The organism is Thalassomonas sp. M1454 (genome assembly GCF_007097525.1).
In the GTDB taxonomy this organism is placed as follows: domain Bacteria; phylum Pseudomonadota; class Gammaproteobacteria; order Enterobacterales; family Alteromonadaceae; genus Thalassotalea_A.
Window position 1 is genome coordinate 343,417 of the sequence record NZ_VKDD01000001.1, and the last position, 18,140, is coordinate 361,556.

Genomic DNA, 18,140 nt, shown 5'->3' on the forward strand with positions numbered 1-18,140 from the left:
CTTTGTTGTGGCATTTAGAAAAGATGAAAAAATGCCTAATAATTTTTTTATTTCAACTTGATGATATTAAGGTAGGGAAATTATGCTGTTATGAACATTAGACCTAAGTCTAAAAACGGTCGAAATCGCCTTAGACCTTAGTCTAAGTAAATTAAAACACGAGTAAGTAAAGCAGGCGCTTTATGCAGTAAATAATTACTTCAGAAGGAATTCAGATAAAGGCGTAGAAAAGCCTTGTGGGTAATTTCGCATTTGCGCTAATAGTAACTCGGCCGTAGCAATAGCATCATTTAAGGCATTATGTTCGTGATGAGCTGGTAAGCCATAAGCTGCACGTAAATTTATTAAGCGCAACTGGGACGGATCAAAATGCTTTTGCGCACGTTCAAAGTGTTTTTTAGCTAACGCTAATGTATCAATGATAGGAAATACCGGAGCCATGCCATAAAGCTTAATACAGGCTTGCTCTAGAAAAGTTTTTTCAATATTAGCGTAATGCACCAACATAACTTTACCGGCTAAATCACTCAATAATTGCTCTATAACTTGTTCAAGCTGACAGCCATTAGCTTTTTCTGTATCGGTGATCTGATGAATAACTACATTGTCTTTATCCATATCACCATTACTACAAATAATTTGGTGGTGACTTTGGCCTAATTTTATTAAGCCATTTTTAAAATTAACATAACCTACGCTAAGCAACTTATCTTGTTTGGCATTAAGTCCGGTTGTTTCAAAATCTAATGCCAAAATATCTACTTCACCTATTGCCTGTTCGGTGCTGGCAAAGGGAACTTTAAGAAATTCTTTTAACGGACCTTCTGGTGCTTTAGCTAGCAGCTTTTTACGCTTACTCTCTAAACTAAAAAAATAATCAACTAAGTTAGTGAACACAATACTTTAACTCTCTGTTTTGCTTAGCTATAAGTCGTTTGACGACTATTTTGCATAGATTTAATCACTTTAAAAGCATCTTTAAGGTGCTCTCGCTCAAGCCGAGATATTTCTTTTGGCGCTAAATAATTATCTGGTTCAGTATTGGCTTGTAATTGTCTTGCTTGGTGTTCAACCCTTAGCATACCTAAAAACTCATAAGCATCGATTAAACTGGCTGCAGACTTGCTACTTAACGATGGCGTACCTGATGCTTGTCGCAATCGGTCAATTGTATTTACCGCTTCTATTCCTTCCGATAAAGCATAAATTCTGGCTAAGTCGACAATAGGGGCAATACCATTGTGTTTTAAATCTAAAGTCTTCTTATTTTTACCATTTGAGATCAAAACAAAATCACGGAAAAAGCCTAATGGTGGTCTAAGTTTTAACGCGTTACCCGATAAATGTGCCACAAATAAAGTATTGGCTTTAGTTTTGTTGAGCATTTTTGCGCGTACGCCGGCAAGTAATGAAGCATCACCACACACCGTATTTAAATCAAAGAAAATACTACTATGCATTAATGCTAGTGGTTCAGGTTGGTTAATCCATTTATCAAAGTACTGACCCCACACTTTTGCCGGTTGACGCCATTTTGGGTTAGTCGCCATAACATTGCCAGGACAGTAAATAAAATTACATGCCGCTAAACCATCACTGACAAACTTGGCCAAGTCAGCAAACCATTTATCATCTTCTGGTTGCATATCGTCGCTAATGATTAGCGCGTTATCTTGATCAGAATGAGCAAATTGCTCTTGTCTAGCCTGAGAGCCAGCAGCCATCCACGCATAAGGTACTGGAGCTGGGCCTATTTGTTTTTCGGCCATTTCAATTAAGCGCATAGTAAATGAGCCGGTAATGGCACTTATGGTTTTGCCAACATGATCTGCCGTAGTACCAAGTTTGGCCATCCTAATTTGTAATTTAGGTAATAATTCAGCAATTTTAGCTAGCTCAACAACCGTATTCGCCTTACGAATAGTGCTCGCCATATTAACCGCATTTAAACCTTCTTGATTCATTAAATCTGTAACGGTAACCATACCCGCTAGTTTGCCATTTTTGGTGACCGGTAAATGATGAATCCTGCCACTGGTCATTTTAATCAAGGCATCGTGAGCACTATGGTTCACATCGATTAGCTGCACGTTAGAGGTCATAATATCGCTCACCGGTTGAGTTACCGCTAAACCTTGAGCAATACAGCGACGACGTAAATCTTTATCAGTTACTATGCCCGCAAGCTCATCATTAGTGACCACTACTAAACACGAAAAGCCCAACTCGGTCATCTTAATTGCCGCGTCTTGAATACTTTGTTTCGAATCAATCGTAACTGCTGGCGCATGGTAAAAGTCACTTATCGACATATTCATCAGTGTTGAAGACACAATAGCCTCTTCATTAATGCTTGCGACTTTATTTTGTAAACGCTCACCTGCCGTATTCATAAAGAACGCGAACACTTCAGGGTAATCTTTAATAATTACCTTTAACTCTTCGTAATCGATAACACAAAGTAAGGTGTCCTCTTCAGGGATCACCTTAATGTTTTCTTTTCTATCGGTGCGACAAAAGACACTACAGATATCACCTTCGCCATATTTACCTAAAAGTTCACCATCTTCGCCATTACTCATATCATAATAAGCTAGCGCGCCTTTACGTAAAAAATACAAACTTGGCTGATCAATTCCTTGTGGCGGCAAAGGCTCACCTTCACGCACATAACAGATACTGATCTGATTAATAACCTGACCAATAGCACTATCTGATAATTGATTAAATGGTTCTATCGCTTTGATAAAATCATGAATGTCTGCCAACTCTGTACTCATCTAAAGTTCAACCTAGTTATATCGCATACTAATAGTTTTACTTGATCACCGAAGTTAACTCAACCAATAGCCACAAAACCTAGACTAAAGGTGTAGACCAAGGTGTCTGACACCTTGATATTGAGTTGCTCTTGACTAAAGCCGATAGGCTTCTGTTGATAAGCTTTATGATGAACTAATAAAGTATATGAAAACTCCAACCGCAGGTTGCTGTCGTCAGGATTTATGAGGTACGAATAAATATGCTATAGACTCTTTTTTGACTAAAGCTGAAAGCTAATATAAAAAATCAAGGTGTCTGACACCTTGATGTAAACTCGCTCTTGACTAAAGCCGATAGGCTTCTGTTGATAAGCTTTATGATGAACCAATAAAGCATATGAAAACTCCAACCGATAGGCTTCTGTCGTATAGGTTTAATAAGAATTATTAAACCTGTTATAGACTTGCTCTTGACTACAACCGACAGGTTGCTGTCGATAGGGTTTATGAGGTACGAATAAATCCGGTATAGACTAAAGTTTAATATTCTTCCCTCCCCATCATTGCTAGTGTGTTAGTTAGAAAAAGATTTTGCCGATGATTTGTAGGTCTTTTTGCCTAACTAATTAGCTTCAACATTAGTATGTTAGGTAAAAGCTCCAATAGATGCAGTATCGCTAGTCTTCTTCCTTAACTGATACTTACAACAAGATTTAATAATTATAAAAATATCTATAACGAGGAGAACATTGTGGAGAATAACGCAAATTATTGGCGCGAAAATCTACGCCTAATACTTATCTGCCTTGTCATTTGGTTTGTAGTTTCATTTGGCTTTGGCTTGCTTTTAGTTGAGCCGTTAAATGAAATCAGACTCGGTGGTTACAAGCTAGGTTTCTGGTTCGCGCAACAAGGCTCTATTTACACGTTTGTTGCTTTAGTTTTCTGGTATTCATCGCAGATGAACAAACTAGACAAAAAATATAACGTCGAGGAATAAGCAATGGATGAGTTAAAACTATATACATATATTGCCGTATTTGGCTCGTTTGCCATTTATTTCGGTATCGCTTGGTGGGCTCGAGCAGGCTCAACTAGTGATTTCTACGTTGCTGGTGGTGGCGTTACGCCAATACAAAACGGTATGGCGATTGGTGCCGATTGGATGAGTGCTGCATCATTCATTTCAATGGCTGGTCTTATTGCTTTCTTAGGTTACGGTGGCTCAGTATTCTTAATGGGTTGGACTGGTGGCTACGTATTACTTGCAACATTGCTTGCACCATACATGCGTAAACACGGTAAGTTCACTGTACCTGAGTTTATTAGTGATCGTTATTACTCAAAAACGGCACGTGTTGTAGCTGTTGTTTGTTTAATTATTGCCTCGCTAACTTACATCATTGGTCAAATGAAAGGTGTAGGTGTTGCCTTCTCTCGCTTCTTAGAAGTTGATTACGGCTTAGGTTTAGGCATAGGTATGATGGTTGTTTGGGTGTATGCAGTACTTGGTGGTATGAAAGGTATTACTTACACGCAAATCGCGCAATATTGTGTACTTATTTTTGCTTACACAATTCCTGCAGTATTCATTTCATTACAACTAACTGGTAACCCTATTCCGCAACTTGGTTTAGGTAGTACTTTAGCTGACGGTAGTGGCGTTTACTTACTTGATAAACTTGACTTAGTTGTTACTGATTTAGGCTTTAAAGAGTACACCACAGACAATATGGGCGGCACATTAAACATGTTCGCTTACACTATGTCTCTTATGATCGGTACTGCTGGTTTACCTCATGTAATTATGCGCTTCTTCACTGTACCTTCAGTACAAGCAGCTCGTTCTTCAGCAGGGTACGCTTTAGTATTTATCGCTTTACTTTACACTGTTGCTCCTGCAGTAGGTGCAATGGCTCGCTTTAACTTAATGAACACAATTGAACCAGAAGCTGGTCAACACATGGTTTATGAAGAGCGTCCACAGTGGTTTAAAGACTGGGAAAATACTGGTTTACTTAAGTTTGAAGATAAAAACGGTGACGGTAAAGTTCAATACGTAGCGGATGCTGAGAAAAATGAAATGGTTAAAGTTGACCGTGACATTATGGTTCTTGCAAACCCTGCGATTGCAAACTTACCTAACTGGGTTATAGCTTTAGTTGCCGCCGGTGGTTTAGCCGCTGCACTATCAACAGCAGCCGGTTTATTATTAGCAATATCATCCTCTATTTCACATGATTTAATGAAAGGGGTGCTTACGCCAGACTTGTCGGAGAAAGCAGAGCTTAGAGCCAGTCGTATTGTAATGACCATCTCTATCTTAATATCTGGTTATCTCGGTCTCAACCCGCCTGGATTTGCCGCCGGTACGGTTGCTCTAGCCTTTGGTTTAGCTGCATCGTCAATATTCCCGGCATTAATGATGGGTATCTTCTCGAAGAAGATCAGTGGTAAAGCTGCAGTAGCTGGTATGTGTTCTGGTATCGGTGTAACTATGCTGTACGTGTTCCAACACAAGGGCATTATGTTTATCCCTGGCACTTCATTTATGGGTGGCTTAGAGCAAAACTGGTTCTTCGGTATTTCACCAAACGCATTTGGTGCAGTTGGTGCATTAGTTAACTTTGCTGTTGCATTTGCAGTATGTAAAGCAACTGGTGAAGCGCCTGAAGAAATTCAACATTTAGTTGAAAACATGCGTATACCAAAAGGTGCAGGTGAAGCTCACGCTCACTAATAACCTTGAGTAATTAATAAAGGCTCCTACGGGAGTCTTTATTTTATCAAAATTAAAATAAATCAAATTAAAACAATAAACTATAAGCATTTGTTATTTTATACTCGCAATTAATATGAAATACTAAATACATATAGTTTCCAATCTCTGCCAAGCTCGATAATGATCAATTTTGGCATTTTTGCTTAGCATTCATTCATAGGAAAATGTTTGATGAACAGACACACAAAACTTGCCATTCTTATTGCACCAATTTTAGCTATTGGTGGCTATATCGCCTCTGACTTTTATTTAGCGCACGATGCAGAGCAAACAAAATTTATTCAACTAACGACGGAAAGCTCTTGTGATGTGCTCGCCGGTAAGTGTGTATTAAGCAGTGGCGAGTTCAAAGCCAACGTATATGATGAAAATGGCGTAACTCATGTAAACACTACATTTCCTCTTGATACTGCAACATTATTTTTAGTTGATTCATCTGATGTAGCAACGGTTTACCCTTTACAAATGAGTGACTCTCCTTATTATTGGTTTAATAAAACCCCACTTAGAGAGCTAAATGGTACACAAGGTGATAGTCAAAAAATGCGATTAGTGTTACAAATAAAGGGTGGGCAATATATAAGCGAGTTTTATACTCAAAATGGTGGCTAGCGGCCATTTGCTAACACATTAAACAATAATAGAGAGCAATTAAATGTTCCAAAACTGGCAATTAGCCACATTAAGTTTAGTTTATATCGGTTTACTCTTTATTATTGCCTATTTAGGCGATAAATATAGACATAAATTAGTCGGCAATGCCAAAGCGATAATTTACGCTCTTACCTTAGGGGTGTATTGTACTTCTTGGAGTTTCTTAGGAACTACAGCACAAGCCTCAACCAATATATTTTCTCATATCCCTATCTATTTAGGCCCTATTTTACTGTTTGTTTTTGCTTGGCCTTTCATCCAGCGCATTATTAGAGTCAGCTTAAAACTAAATTTAACATCGATTGCCGACTTACTTGCCGCCCGCTTTGGTAAGTCACATAACTTAGCCATTCTTGTGACTATAGTTGCTTTGATTGGAACCTTGCCATACATGGCTTTACAGCTTAAAGCGATAGTCTACTCTTTCGAGTTGTTGCAAATAAACAATAACGTTAATGCATGGCAGTTAGGTTTAATCATTTCCCTGGTGTTAGCGGTATTTACTGTCGTTTTCGGCATTAGAAATATCGATGTTCATGAATGTCACCCTGGGGTTATGTTGGCTATTGCATTTGAATCATTGGTTAAGCTTTTTGCCTTTATTGCTGTAGGCATTTTTGTCTGTTTTATGCTGTTCGATTCCCCTTCTCAATTATGGCAAAAAGCAAATATCGATACCGAACAACAACTATCCCTACCAAATATTTCAGCCATGCTCGGCATGTTAATTATCGCCATGGCAGCGTTTCTGTCATTACCAAGACAATTCCAAGTGATGGTGGTTGAAGCTAGAGGTGAAAGCGATACTAAGTTTAGCCGCAGAGTATTTCCAATTTATATTTTGATATTTGCATTACTCGCGATTCCTCTTGGTTTAGCTGGTGAAATGTTATTTGATAGCAGCATAGCTGAAGATTCGTATGTGCTATTGCTGCCAGGCTTAGAGAATCAGTTTTGGCTTTCATTACTGGTTTTCCTTGGCGCAATTTCAGCAGCAAGTTCTATGCTGATCATCTCATCAATTGCCCTTAGTACTATGATCAGTAACGAGATAGTGTTCCCGCTATTATTCCGCAGCGGTCAGCAGCAGAATAATTATGAGAGTTTCCGCTTAAAGCTACTGAACATAAGAAAATTCTTAGTCTTACTCATTATTATGCTTGGTTACGGTGCTTTTTTAATGGTTTCACCTGGCGCGCTTTCCTCTCTAGGTGAAATATCATTTGGTGCTATAGCGCAATTAACTCCAGCTCTGGTAGCCGCATTTTACTGGCGACATGCTAGTTTAACCGGTGTATTTAGTGGTATTGCTACCGGATTTTCTTTGTGGTGTTTGTTGAACTTTTTACCCGCTCTAGGTTTTTATCAACAACCATTAAGTGGCGTTTCTTTATCGGTAAATACTAGCTCTACGTTAATCAGTTTAGGCTGTAACATCATTGTTATGTGGGCAATTTCATTATTAAGCCGTCAAAGCGTACATGAACGAGTACAAGCAGCTTTCTTCTCAGAAGATTCAACCAATGTAGCTATCCCACAAAGAAAAAGCAGCATTGATAGCTCCGAATTAAAGTTGTTATTAGCAAACTTTGTTGGTGAAGATAAAGCCGAATTAAGCTTTGTAGAGTTTGAACAAAGCATTGATAAAAGTGCAATGAACAACAACCAATATAAACAAGCACTATTGCAGCATTGTGAACAAACACTGGCAGCGGTAATGGGCTCAGCCTCAGCAAAGTTGGTATTAAAATCGGCCTTACAAGGACGAAACATCAACCTAACTGAACTAGCGAAATTAGTTGAAGAAACCTCAACTCAGCAGCAGCAATTTAATCAAAACGTATTACAAAGTGCCATCGAAAACGCCAGCGAAGGTATTTCCATTGTCGATAAAAACTTAAACTTGATGGCATGGAATAAAAAATATCTAGAGCTATTTAATTACCCTGAAGAGATGATTTACATCGGCAGTCCAGTTGAAAATTTAATACGTTACAACGCGTTGCAGGGCTTTTGTGGTGATGGTGATATTGACAATGAGGTAGAGAAACGCCTTAACCATTTACGGGCAGGTACATCACATATTTCTGAAAAAGAGCACAACACAGGCCAAGTTATCCGTATTGAGGGCAACCCTTTACCTGATGGCGGCTTTGTTATGATTTTTAGGGATATAACTAAATACCGCCAAGCAGAAAAAATATTAAAAGCAGAAAACTTAGATCTAGAAAGCTTAGTTGCCGAGCGCACTAAAAAACTTGAATCAGTTAATAGTGAGCTTGCTATAGCTCGAGAAAAAGCAGAGCAAGCTAACCGTAAAAAAAGTTTATATTTAAAAGCATGTAGCCATGATCTAATGCAACCATTAGAAGCGGCACGCTTGTTTACTTCGGCATTAACTGATGAAAACAAGCTCAGTGATAGCCAAAAACGACAAGTAAATAATATTGATCATGCCTTGCGCGTAGCCAACGATTTACTGGCAAATTTAGGTGAAATGGCTCGCATTGAAGGCGGTAGCATAAAGCCAAATATCGAGTCTTTTTGTTTAAATGATATCTTAAGCCAACTCGAACAAGAGTTCTCTGCTGCAGCGCTTGAATACAATATTGAATTTAAAGTGTTCACCTCACATCAATGGATCCGCTCAGACAAACACTTACTGCGTCGTATACTGCAAAACTTATTAACCAACGCATTTCGTTATGCCAGTCCAGGCAAGGTGGTGGTTGCGGCAAAATTATTTGAGGATCAGTTAAAAATTCAAGTCGTTGATAACGGCCCAGGTATTCCTCTTGATAAGCAAAAGCTAGTATTTGAACAATTTACACAATTGCATACCAATGCCAGTCAAAGCGCTAAAGGGTTAGGTTTAGGCTTAAGTATTACGCAATCTTTGGCACAAATGTTAGGCCACCAACTACAGCTAGAGTCTGAGCCTGATCATGGCTGTAACTTTTCAATAATGGTGCCACAAACAGGCGCAGAGCAAATCGTAGATATAGCGCCAACTCCTAAGGTTGGCTTACAAGGTGTTACGGTAATGTGTATCGATAACGACCCTAAAGTTTTAGAGGGGATGCTAGACCTACTTAACGCTTGGCAATGTAATGTTTATGGGGCAAGTTCAATTCAACAAGCCAAAGACCTTTATGCACGCCACTCTAATATTGAAATCTTGTTAGTTGATTATCAACTAGATAATGATGAAGATGGCCTTACGTTAATCAAAGAAATTCGCTTGCAAGCACAACGGAAACTACCAGCAATACTTATTACAGCAACTACAGAGCATGATATACAGGATAAAACCGAAAATGCAGGCGTAGGCTATATGAGAAAAATGGTTAAACCTGCAGCCCTAAGGGCTATGATGAGTGCTATGCTAACTGAGTCTTTACAACAAAATTATTCACCGAAATAGGATATCACTCATAGGTAGGTAACTTTTGTTAATAAAATTCTACTTTACTGCATCACACAAATAAAAATTAACATTATTGAAACAATAGTTTATCCTTAAAAATTGATTATAAAAACAAGGATGTAACTATTGTACCAATTCTTTATTTCCGACCTTAACCTCCCATACACCATAGCTTTAACGATCGTTTTTGGTGTAGCAATGTTAGAAGGTTTAGCTCTCCTTATTGGCGCTAGCTTGATGAGCCTACTCGATGACCTAGTTGATATCGATATTGACACGCAAGCCAATATATCAAATGGCGGACTAACCTCATTACTTGGTTGGTTATGCTTAAATAAACTACCCCTTTTAGTTTGGTTAGTATTACTACTCACTAGTTTTGCATTGGGCGGGTTAATTTATAATTACATAGTAATTACTACGATACAGTTTGAATTTTTATTTTGGCTAAGCAAGCCTGTAGCGTTAATTACTGCTCTTATTAGTACGCATTACTTAGGCGCAAGGATTGCAAAAGTAATTCCTAAAAATGAATCATCAGCCACCTCTACAACTGAGTTTGCTGGTCGAGTTGCAACAATCACCTTAGGCAAAGCATCTAGTGGAAATGCTGCACAAGCTGTATTAATTGATGATTACCAACAAAAACACTATGTCATGGTGGAACCTGAGCAAAAAACGCAAGAATTTCCACAAGGCACTGACGTAGTATTACTCGAGAAAAAGGCTAGCAGTTGGATTGCTGCGAGCTTAAAACAATAACAACTAATAAAATTTAATAACAAGGACTCTTCATGAACCAATTTGCCACAGGCGATAACTTAACATTCATTGCCATTATTGCTGGAGCTATTTTAATTTCATTGCTCACAATCGGCCTTATTTTCGCTAAACTTTATATTCGAGCGACTAAAGAAATTGCTTTTGTTCGAACCGGAATGGGCGGTGAGAAAGTAGTAAAAGACGGAGGGGCAATTGTACTACCAGTTGTACATGAGACTATTCCTGTAAACATGAACACCCTACGGATTGAAGTTGAAAAAACACAAAAAGATGCACTTATCACTAAAGATAGAATGCGTGTTGATGTAAAGTCTGATTTCTACTTACGAGTTGCGCCAAACTCTGAAGGCATCTCTATGGCGGCACAAACGTTAGGTACTCGTACCATGCGAGTTGAAGAGCTTAAAAAACTAATGGAATCTAAATTTGTTGATGTACTTCGAGCCGTAGCAGCAGAAATGAGCATGACTGAAATGCACGAACAACGTACGGAGTTTGTACAAAAGGTACAACAAAGTGTGATGTCTGATCTTGAAAAGAATGGCCTAGAGCTTGAATCAGTATCTTTAACAGGGTTTGATCAAACCGACCTACAATTTTTCAATGAAAACAACGCGTTTGATGCTGAAGGCCGAGCTCGTTTAGCTAAAATCATTGAAGAAAAGCGTAAAGAAACTAACGATATTGAACAAGAAAACCGCATAAAAATAGAGCAGCGTAATTTAGATGCAGAAAAGCAATCTCTAGAAATTCAGCAATCACAAAAAGAAGCGCAGTTAGCTCAAGAACAAGCGATTGAATTTAAACGTGTAGAACAACAAGCAGAAATTGTTAAACAACGAGAGTTACGTGAGCGTGAAGAGCGTGAAGCTGAAATTTCAAAAGAAAAAGCTGTTGAAGCAGCTGAAATTGAAAAGTCTAAACAAATAGAAACTCAACAAATAGATAAAAGAAAAGCTATCGAGCAAGCGCGGATTCAGCAAGAAAAAGACATCGAAGTTTCAAATCAAGATAAGCAAATTGCAATTGCAGAAAAATCAGAAGAAGAATCAGCCGCACGAGCAAAAGCAGCTGAAGCAGAGAAAAGTAAAGTAGAAAAAGAAGAAGCCGTAATAACAACCCAGCAAGTTGCTCAAGCAAATCGTAAAAAAGAAATAGAAGTCATCGATGCAACAAAAGAAGCTGAACGCGAAGCTGTTGGAATTACAGTTCAAGCACAAGCGGAAATGAAAGCGGCAGAAGATAGATCTCAAGCAGTGCTTATAGAAGCAAAAGCTGACGCTGAATCGAAAAAACTGTCTGCAGAAGCTGATGAAAAAGTATACGCTGTTGAAGCTGCAGGTAAAGAGGCTCTTTATGAAGCAGAAAACAAACTTAGGGACGAGCAAGTTGAACTTCAAAAATCACTAGCAATACTTTCTGCACTACCAGAGATTGTTTCTAATGCAGTTAAACCTTTAGAAAACATAGATGGAATTAAAATTTTACAAGGTTTTGGGACCAATGCTGGTAACACGGTCGTTAATAATGGTGAAGGTAGCGGAGCAACAAGCGGAGGCCTTGCTGAGCAGATAACCTCAGCAGCATTAGGTTATAGAGCTAACGCACCTTTAATTGATACTATGATGCGTGAACTTGGCATAGTGGATGCTAAGACAGGGACCCTAGATGATTTAATCACTGGCAACCATAATCTCGCCAACGATGCTATTACAGTTACCAAACAAACGTTAAACGGAAGCAATCAGGCTCCGAACGCCGAGTAATTTCAATAAAAAAACCAGCACAAATGGTGCTGGTTTTTGTTGATTGCAAGTAAGCTAAAAGCAGAGCGCTATTACAGACTTATCTCTTGTGAAAAATCTGTTTCAGTTAAATCTAACTGACCTAATACAATCACCGCTTGTGTACGGTTTCGTACATCTAACTTTTTAAATATTGCTGTTGCGTGCGCTTTAATGGTCGCTTCAGAAACATTTAAATCATAAGCAATTTGCTTATTTAACAGGCCTTCAGCAAACATAAGTAAAATTTTATATTGTTGTTGGGTAAGGCTAGCAATACGTTTAGCAACTAATGCTTTACTGTCAGGTTGCGTGCTAGAAGAGGTTGTCTCAGGAGTCCATAGTTCACCAGACAGCACCTTATTAATGGCTGTGAATATAGTTGAAACATCTGTAGATTTAGGAATAAAACCTGCTGCACCATAATTCATAGCTTGGGTTATGGTGTCGATATCTTCATAAGCTGAAACCACAACAACAGGAATTTGAGGAAAATGCTGGCGAACATGAATTAAGGTATTAAAGCCATGAGCTCCAGGAATATTAAGATCAAGTAAAAGTAGGTCTGAATCACTATCTGATAATAGCAATTTATCTAATTCTTCGACCGTTTCGGCTTGTAACCATTTGGTGCTCGACATCCGCTCTTTTAAGGTTTCTAGCAATGCTTGCCTAAACAGTGGATGGTCATCGGCAATGATAACTTTCTCTGGTGAAAACATTTTATATTGTCCCTACTATTATTTCCCTATTCATTGTAAGGGTTTTGTAAAGATAATGTTATAAGACTTTAGGCTAATAGCAAATGTTTTTCGACTAAATGGTTGTAGTAAATAAAAAACCGCCTAAATAACATTAGACGGTTTGAAGAAGTGATATTAAGAATGTAACTGAGTTTGTTGGTATTGCTCTCGTAATCGAGCTTTCGTTAATTTAGCCGGGTTTTTATTTTGTAAACCAAGTTTAAGCTTGATCCGATTCATCCAAGTCAAATAAGAAACCAACAGCAACAAATGAAATGCCATAGCAGCAACTTCACTATATAAATAACTTAAAGGAAAGTTAAACACACTAACTTGCATTAACCATTCGTTTAAAACGATACCAAAGCCAAATGTAACCATAAGCCAGATACCAGTTAATATATAAAATACTTTTTTACTTGCTTGCCAATACAAATCTAAACGTTCGTCCATGGATTTTAGAGATGTGTATTGCGATATATTTTCTTTCGCCATATATTTCCCCATTTTTCTGCAAAGCTATTTGGATTTTATTATTATTTTTATATTTTTTTATATTATTAAGCGCTCGTATTTTTACTTGTTATTGCTTTTGAAATAGTACGAGTGTTCAAACACAATATACTAGCTTGATGAAAAATAAAATAGCCAATAGAAAAAAAACAAAAAAAAGGCACCCCGCAGGATGCCTCTTGCATTACAAATTACTGACTACAGTTGCTTTACGCCCATATTGTAAAGGGTAAAGCTAAAGATATCTGCGTATTGTTCAATGGTTTTAGCAACAGGTGTCCCTGCACCATGACCAGCATTAGTTTCAATACGAATAAGCGTTGGCGCACTGCCTGCTTGCTTATCTTGTAAGTGGGCAGCAAACTTAAATGAGTGTGCTGGCACAACTCGATCATCATGATCTCCAGTTGTGACCATAGTCGCAGGATAACTAACTCCAGGTTTTACATTATGTACTGGTGAGTAAGCTTGTAAATATTCAAACATTTCTTTACTTTGCTCAGCTGTACCGTAATCGTAAGCCCAACCAGCACCTGCCGTAAAAGTATGGTAGCGCAGCATGTCTAATACACCAACGGCTGGCAAAGCAACTTGCATTAAGTCTGGACGTTGCGTCATCACAGCGCCAACCAATAAGCCACCATTAGAGCCACCACGAACGGCTAGATAGTCACTCGAAGTATATTGTTCTTTAATTAAATATTCGGCTGCGGCTATAAAGTCATCAAACACATTTTGTTTTTGCAGTTTCGTACCAGCATCATGCCATTTTTTACCGTATTCACCACCGCCACGTAAGTTGGCAACAGCGTAAATACCACCTTGCTCCATCCACACAGCATTAGCAATTGAGAAACTTGGCGTTAGACTAATATTAAAACCACCGTAACCATATAAAATAGTTGGGTTATTACCATTAAGTTCTATATCTTTTTTATGGGTAATAATCATTGGTACCTTAGTACCATCTTTCGATGTGTAAAATACTTGTTTTGACACATAGTCATCACTATTAAATTTAGCGCCAGAGGCTAAATAAACTTCCGACTTACCTGATGCAACATCAAAACGATAGATTGTTGATGCTACTTTGTAGTTAGTGAAAGAGTAGTACAAGGTGCTTGCGCTAGCTTTACCAGAAATGCTTGAAACACTACCTACACCTGGCAAGGTTACTTCTCTAACTAATTTACCATTGAAGTCATACTGGTTAACTTTTGAAATCGCATCAACCATATACTCAGTAAAAATAAAGCCACCACCAACAGATGGTACTAATACGTTTTCAGTTTCAGCAATCAAATCTATCCAGTTTTCAACACTTGGATTATTCGCATCTACGGTAACGATTTTTTTATTTGGCGCATTTAAATTAGTAACAAAGAAAAGCTTATCACCTTCATTATGAAGTAAATAAGTATCTGATTTTTGGTGATCGAGAATGTTAATTAGCTTGCTATCAGCTTTAGTTAAATCTTTTATGTATAGATCGTTACCTGACGTTGATTGCGCACCAGTAACAATTAAAAAGCGATTATCTTCGCTAACTTCACCAGCAATATAACGACGTTTTTCATCTTCGCTAGCACCAAATATAACTTGGTCTTGTGATTGTGCTTGACCTAACTTGTGGTAATACAATTTATGTTGATCAGTTTTAGCCGATAACTCACTACCTTTTGGCTTGTCGTAGCTAGAGTAATAGAAACCTTCGTTTTTATACCAAGAAATCCCTGAGAATTTAACGTCTACTAACGCTTCTTCTAGAGGCTGCTTAGTTTCAACGTCAATAACAATAATTTTACGCCAGTCACTACCGCCTTCAGAAATAGCGTATGCAGCAATAGAACCATCTTTTGAAAAACTCAACGTACTTAATGAAGTAGTTCCATCGGCACTAAATTTATTTGGATCGAGGAAAAGTTCAACTTCACCACCATCTTTTTGACGATAAACAGCATATTGATTTTGCAGACCATCATTTTTATAGAAATAAGTATATTCACCTTCGGTAAAAGGTGCGCTGAACTTCTCATAATTCCAAAGCTCTTCTAAACGAGATTTGATTTTGTTTTTATATGGAATAGCATTTAAATAATCAAAGGTTACTTTATTTTCTGCTGTAACCCATGCCGCAGTTTCTTCACTACGGTCATCTTCTAACCAACGGTATGGGTCGGCTACTTCAGTATCAAAATACTTATCAACCACATCACCTTTGCGAGTAATTGGGTAATTAATTGAATGATTTGGTTCTACTTGAGAGGTTGTAACTTGTTGCTCGGCATTGTCATTACCACAAGCGGTTAACAGGCCTGCAAGGCATAATAAGGTCATTTTTTTCATAGTTATTCTTAGTTTGTTTTTGTAATCGGCTCAAGAATAAAGACTCAGGCACTATATGTCTATCAACAAACATTAAAAATGCGACCGACTCCTTGTAAAGCAAGATAAACACTTGATTAATACAAGGTAACTAAAATAAAAAATATCCAAGCAAGGCAAAACTAATTACATAGGTCAAGATAGGTAACTTGGTAAAGCGCAATAGTACAAAACCTATTAAGACAATCACAAGCTGACTAATAGACAGCACAGCACTGATGAAAACAGGGTTATACAAAGCGGCTAATAATAAACCGACAACGGCTGCATTTACGCCAACAATAGCATTAGCTATATTTTTATTTTGAGCCAAGTTAGACCAACTTTCTTGTAAGCTCAGTATTAATAAAAACCCCGGTAAAAAAACTCCCAAAGTAGCTATAGTTGCGCCAAGAAGAGCTTGTTCAGGTAAAGAACTAGCACCTAAAAAAGTAGCTAAAGTAAACATAGGGCCAGGAACGGCTTGTGCAGCTGCATAGCCCGTTAAAAAATTATCGGTAGTAACTGCGCTTCCAAGTGTTTCTTGTAATAACGGTAAAACCACATGGCCGCCACCAAACACTAAGCTACCCGCAAGGTAGAAGTCATTGAATAAGTTAAGTAATGGCCAAGGTAAAGAGATAAAAGGTAGTACGATTAATAAGCTCAAAAACAGTATCATTGGTAGCTTATTAAAACCCATATGCTTTGCTGTCGACGATGTTTGTTCAACTATCGAGGGGTTAGCTTTTGATTTTGCTACTTTTTGATATACAAGCGCAATTAATGCGCTAGCAACCAATACCAACAATTGGCTTAACAAGCTTGGAAAAAGCATTAAAAACAGAGCACTAGCGGCAAATATAAAAATAGTTAATCTGTTGGTGCAAAACATTTTAAACATAGTTAATGTAGCATCGGCGACGACAACAACAGCTAGCAGTTTTAAACCATGAATAACACCATCAAGAAACACTTGCTCGCTGTGCTGACTAGTTGTTAAGGCAAAAAAATAGAGCAATAAAAAAGAAGGTAAGGTAAAGCCAATAAATGCCGAAATAGCACCTGCTAAGCCAGCTCGTTGGTAGCCAATACTAAAGCCAATCTGGCTAGAGCCAGGCCCAGGCAAGAACTGACTCAAAGCGATAAGGCGTGCGTAAGCAGATTCATCTAGCCACTTTAACTGCTCGACAAATGTTTTCCTAAAATAGCCAATATGAGCAGCAGGACCACCAAAGCTGATACAGCCTAGTAAAAGAAATCGCCAGAACACTTCAACACATTGATTCATCGAGTTTTTCATTGGTTAATTAATTTAATAGCTCATTTTAGTATGCATATATTACAAGCATATGTCAGCAAATATAGCGTTGGTTAAAGAACTCAAATCTTTAGGGCACAACTCAACTTCTAAACCTCTTCTACCTGCACTTACATAGATACTAGGAAATTGTTTAGCGGAACTGTCTATAACTGTTTTCAACCGCTTCTTTTGCCCCAAAGGGCTCACTCCACCTAAAACATAACCTGTACTTCGTGCAACTGCAGCTTTATCTGCCATCACAGATTTTTTCGCTTTAACAGCTTTGGCAATTAGCTTTAAACTGAGCTTAAAAGACACCGGAACTATCGCTACAGCAAGTTCATTATTATCTAAACTAACAACTAAGGTTTTAAATACACGCTCGGCAGGTAAAGAAAGTTTTTCAACGGCTTCTAAACCAAACGAGTCACAAAGTGGGTCGTGCTGATACTCATGCACTGTATGCGCTATTTTGTGTTTGTTTAACAAATTAATTGCTGGAGTCATAACAATACAGCCTAAAGGTGCAGTGAATTTTCTATTTTCGTTCTTTCAATATTTGCATCAGATTTAAAGGCTACCTGTTCGATCTGTGCAATGTACTCCTTGGGTAAAGCCGATTCTCTAGCACCAATTAATACATGTTTTTTATACCAGCAATATGGCACCGCCTCGCTATCTATCGTGATTGCATAATACGTTGAAGCTTGTGCTTGATTGCCAAATTCATCTTCAACAAGTACTGTTTTTTCATTATAGCCAACGCCCAAACCTTCAACTTTATCTAAGTAAGGCTTTTCATTTTCAGCTATTTCAAACAAAGCGCCAATGACTTTATCATGCTTATTTTGAGTAAAATATGCATCGCATTTACCTGAGCCGTCATGACTTACTTTATGAAATTTTAATGTATGCTGCTTTAAAATAAATGTACCTAAGCGTTTAGCACTTGGCACACGAGCACTTAATCTTGCAATTGACATATTCGAGCCATAGGCAAAGTATTTCATTTTTTTCCTTATGTA

14 protein-coding genes are annotated in these 18,140 nt (G+C 38.0%); 6 read left to right on the forward strand and 8 right to left on the reverse strand.

Annotated elements, in window-relative coordinates:
• Nucleotides 1-195: 195 nt before the first annotated feature.
• Both FNN08_RS01455 and FNN08_RS01460 read right to left on the reverse strand, forming a co-directional pair.
• A complete protein-coding gene (locus FNN08_RS01455) occupies nt 196-897 on the reverse strand; it encodes an exonuclease domain-containing protein (RefSeq protein WP_143582865.1) in 702 nt (233 codons plus the stop codon).
• A gap of 23 nt (nt 898-920) precedes the next feature.
• Nucleotides 921-2,780, reverse strand: a complete 1,860-nt coding sequence (locus FNN08_RS01460; protein ID WP_143582866.1) for a putative nucleotidyltransferase substrate binding domain-containing protein — start codon at nt 2,778-2,780, stop codon at nt 921-923.
• A gap of 733 nt (nt 2,781-3,513) precedes the next feature.
• On the opposite strand from FNN08_RS01460, the gene FNN08_RS01465 reads away from it, so the two are divergent.
• The 6 genes from FNN08_RS01465 (at nt 3,514) to FNN08_RS01490 (ending at nt 12,174) form a co-directional block, all read left to right on the forward strand.
• Complete coding sequence (locus FNN08_RS01465) at nt 3,514-3,762, forward strand: DUF4212 domain-containing protein (RefSeq protein ID WP_143582867.1); 249 nt, start codon at nt 3,514-3,516, stop codon at nt 3,760-3,762.
• A 3-nt stretch (nt 3,763-3,765) separates the two neighbouring features.
• Nucleotides 3,766-5,502: a sodium:solute symporter family protein gene (locus FNN08_RS01470; RefSeq protein WP_143582868.1), complete on the forward strand. Its 1,737-nt coding sequence runs from the start codon at nt 3,766-3,768 to the stop codon at nt 5,500-5,502.
• A gap of 213 nt (nt 5,503-5,715) precedes the next feature.
• Nucleotides 5,716-6,156 (forward strand): hypothetical protein, encoded by a 441-nt coding sequence (locus FNN08_RS01475; protein WP_143582869.1) that lies wholly within the window; start codon nt 5,716-5,718, stop codon nt 6,154-6,156.
• Between the two features lie 43 nt (nt 6,157-6,199).
• On the forward strand, nt 6,200-9,622 hold the full coding sequence (locus FNN08_RS01480; RefSeq protein WP_143582870.1) for a PAS-domain containing protein: 3,423 nt from the start codon (nt 6,200-6,202) through the stop codon (nt 9,620-9,622).
• Nucleotides 9,623-9,751: 129 nt separating this feature from the next.
• Nucleotides 9,752-10,387, forward strand: coding sequence for an OB-fold-containig protein (locus tag FNN08_RS01485; protein WP_185962535.1), 636 nt, complete (start codon nt 9,752-9,754; stop codon nt 10,385-10,387).
• A gap of 32 nt (nt 10,388-10,419) precedes the next feature.
• The gene (locus tag FNN08_RS01490; RefSeq protein ID WP_143582872.1) at nt 10,420-12,174 is read left to right on the forward strand and encodes a flotillin family protein; all 1,755 of its coding nucleotides are present in this window, start codon (nt 10,420-10,422) and stop codon (nt 12,172-12,174) included.
• 71 nt (nt 12,175-12,245) lie between these two features.
• Here FNN08_RS01490 and FNN08_RS01495 read toward each other — a convergent pair whose 3' ends face one another.
• From FNN08_RS01495 to FNN08_RS01520, 6 genes are all read right to left on the reverse strand, one after another.
• A complete protein-coding gene (locus FNN08_RS01495; RefSeq protein ID WP_143582873.1) occupies nt 12,246-12,914 on the reverse strand; it encodes a response regulator transcription factor in 669 nt (222 codons plus the stop codon).
• 156 nt (nt 12,915-13,070) lie between these two features.
• Entirely contained in the window at nt 13,071-13,430 is a 360-nt protein-coding gene (locus FNN08_RS01500; RefSeq protein ID WP_185962536.1) for a DUF4212 domain-containing protein, read from the reverse strand.
• Between the two features lie 216 nt (nt 13,431-13,646).
• Complete coding sequence (locus FNN08_RS01505) at nt 13,647-15,794, reverse strand: prolyl oligopeptidase family serine peptidase (protein WP_143582875.1); 2,148 nt, start codon at nt 15,792-15,794, stop codon at nt 13,647-13,649.
• A gap of 130 nt (nt 15,795-15,924) precedes the next feature.
• Nucleotides 15,925-17,103, reverse strand: a complete 1,179-nt coding sequence (gene chrA / locus FNN08_RS01510; protein ID WP_143582876.1) for a chromate efflux transporter — start codon at nt 17,101-17,103, stop codon at nt 15,925-15,927.
• A 51-nt stretch (nt 17,104-17,154) separates the two neighbouring features.
• A complete protein-coding gene (gene ybaK, locus FNN08_RS01515) occupies nt 17,155-17,622 on the reverse strand; it encodes a Cys-tRNA(Pro) deacylase (protein WP_143582877.1) in 468 nt (155 codons plus the stop codon).
• An 11-nt stretch (nt 17,623-17,633) separates the two neighbouring features.
• Entirely contained in the window at nt 17,634-18,125 is a 492-nt protein-coding gene (locus tag FNN08_RS01520; protein WP_143582878.1) for a gamma-glutamylcyclotransferase family protein, read from the reverse strand.
• Nucleotides 18,126-18,140: the final 15 nt, after the last annotated feature.

What these genes read in the sequence shown, in the direction of transcription:
- FNN08_RS01460 (WP_143582866.1), bottom strand. Translation starts at nt 2,780, where the DNA reads ATGAGTACAGAGTTGGCAGACATTCATGATTTTATCAAAGCGATAGAA.
- FNN08_RS01470 (WP_143582868.1), top strand. Translation starts at nt 3,766, where the DNA reads ATGGATGAGTTAAAACTATATACATATATTGCCGTATTTGGCTCGTTT.
- FNN08_RS01475 (WP_143582869.1), top strand. Translation starts at nt 5,716, where the DNA reads ATGAACAGACACACAAAACTTGCCATTCTTATTGCACCAATTTTAGCT.
- FNN08_RS01480 (WP_143582870.1), top strand. Translation starts at nt 6,200, where the DNA reads ATGTTCCAAAACTGGCAATTAGCCACATTAAGTTTAGTTTATATCGGT.
- FNN08_RS01490 (WP_143582872.1), top strand. Translation starts at nt 10,420, where the DNA reads ATGAACCAATTTGCCACAGGCGATAACTTAACATTCATTGCCATTATT.
- FNN08_RS01495 (WP_143582873.1), bottom strand. Translation starts at nt 12,914, where the DNA reads ATGTTTTCACCAGAGAAAGTTATCATTGCCGATGACCATCCACTGTTT.
- FNN08_RS01500 (WP_185962536.1), bottom strand. Translation starts at nt 13,430, where the DNA reads ATGGCGAAAGAAAATATATCGCAATACACATCTCTAAAATCCATGGAC.
- FNN08_RS01505 (WP_143582875.1), bottom strand. Translation starts at nt 15,794, where the DNA reads ATGAAAAAAATGACCTTATTATGCCTTGCAGGCCTGTTAACCGCTTGT.
- chrA (WP_143582876.1), bottom strand. Translation starts at nt 17,103, where the DNA reads ATGAATCAATGTGTTGAAGTGTTCTGGCGATTTCTTTTACTAGGCTGT.
- ybaK (WP_143582877.1), bottom strand. Translation starts at nt 17,622, where the DNA reads ATGACTCCAGCAATTAATTTGTTAAACAAACACAAAATAGCGCATACA.
- FNN08_RS01520 (WP_143582878.1), bottom strand. Translation starts at nt 18,125, where the DNA reads ATGAAATACTTTGCCTATGGCTCGAATATGTCAATTGCAAGATTAAGT.